This window comes from Vibrio sp. Vb1574, from assembly GCF_033338675.1.
On the sequence record NZ_JAWOTC010000230.1, the window covers coordinates 1 to 1,351 of the forward strand.

The 1,351-nt window shown below is 43.8% G+C and carries 3 protein-coding genes; all 3 read right to left on the reverse strand.

Features of this window, described 5'->3' with window-relative positions; all coding sequences use genetic code 11:
• Window positions 1-92: 92 nt before the first annotated feature.
• The gene (locus tag R7O12_RS25060; protein WP_005463392.1) at window positions 93-449 is read right to left on the reverse strand and encodes a diacylglycerol kinase; all 357 of its coding nucleotides are present in this window, start codon (window positions 447-449) and stop codon (window positions 93-95) included.
• Window positions 450-626: 177 nt separating this feature from the next.
• Window positions 627-1,016: a hypothetical protein gene (locus R7O12_RS25065; protein ID WP_005463395.1), complete on the reverse strand. Its 390-nt coding sequence runs from the start codon at window positions 1,014-1,016 to the stop codon at window positions 627-629.
• 172 nt (window positions 1,017-1,188) lie between these two features.
• Window positions 1,189-1,351: ATP-binding protein (locus R7O12_RS25070; protein ID WP_318126762.1), on the reverse strand; the 163-nt coding region annotated here is incomplete at its 5' end.

Genomic DNA, 1,351 nt, shown 5'->3' on the forward strand with positions numbered 1-1,351 from the left:
AAATACAGCGCGAGTAGAACAGTAAAGGCAACGTATGGGATACCTTTCTTTGGAGAATCAATAGTCTTCATAAGTTACTTTCTTGAATAAAACTAAAGCAAGAACGACGCCCAAACAAATAGGGCAAGAAATAGCGCAACAAATACTGCTGCAGAGCCAATGTCTTTGGCTCGACCACTGAGTTCATGCCAGTCATCGCTGACACGGTCGACAACCGCTTCTACGGCGGAATTAATAAGTTCGACGATTAAAATCAGCAATAGGCTGCTGATCATCAATACACGTTCAAGCGTGGTAACTGGCAGAAAAAATGCGCTGATAGAAAGAACCAAAGTCAGTACGAGTTCTTGTCTAAAAGCGGCTTCATGAGTCCACGCGGCTTTTAGTCCTTTAATTGAGTAACCGGTCGCATCCATGACTCGGCGAATTCCTGTTTTACCTGGCTTCAAAATTGGGCCTTAATTCTTATTATTGGTTGATTGATGTGTGTTAGTACCGAAATGCACCAAATTGCGATCTGAGACTAATCGGTTAGACGTGAAACATTTGTGAATATGGGTGCAAGCAAAAAACGTCACGTTTGATTTGATGAGTAAGTACTTTGGTTGTGTGGTTTAGACTAATGCTTAATCAAGGTCGTAAACGGTGTAACCTTTATTTTGTAGGCATTTGCGTAGCACGAGAGCTTGTGTTTTGGTGGAATCATTCGCGCCACCTAAAGCGCCTGCACCAGCACCGACTGCACTGCCAGCTACTGCGCCAACAGCTGCACCGCCAATACCATCTTCAAGAGCACCTGCCGCGGCACCGATTAATGCGCCAGTCATTGCACCATTGGTTGCGTCAGATTTAGCAGCTTCTGTTTTGTCGACTTTCTCTGCGTAACCTTGGCAGTAGGCAAAATCTTGTTCGTATTGCGCTTGGTCAACATTCGTCATGTCTACAACAGGCTTTTGGTTGTAAGCACATGCTGCAAGTGAGGAAGAAAGGACAACGAGTAAAAGTGGTTTATACATGGGGTGAATCCATTATCTCTGTGAATTGATGGATTAAATGTACACTGTTTTATTACTTGTCTCTGTCTATGGATTGTATCGAAATGTCGTCTTATGTAATAAGAGCGGATGAGGAAGAAAATAGCGCAGAAACTAAGCGAACTGCGCTTTAACTTTTATCGTTGTTCGCCCGTTATTTAGGCAGAGATACGGTGAAGCAGGCGCCACCAAGAGGACTGTGTGAAATAGAAACATCGCCGCGTTGCAATTCCATAATTTGTCTTACGATAGCAAGTCCTAAACCAAAGCCGCTGGTGCTTTTATTACGAGATTTGTCGGCGCTGTAAAATGCCTCA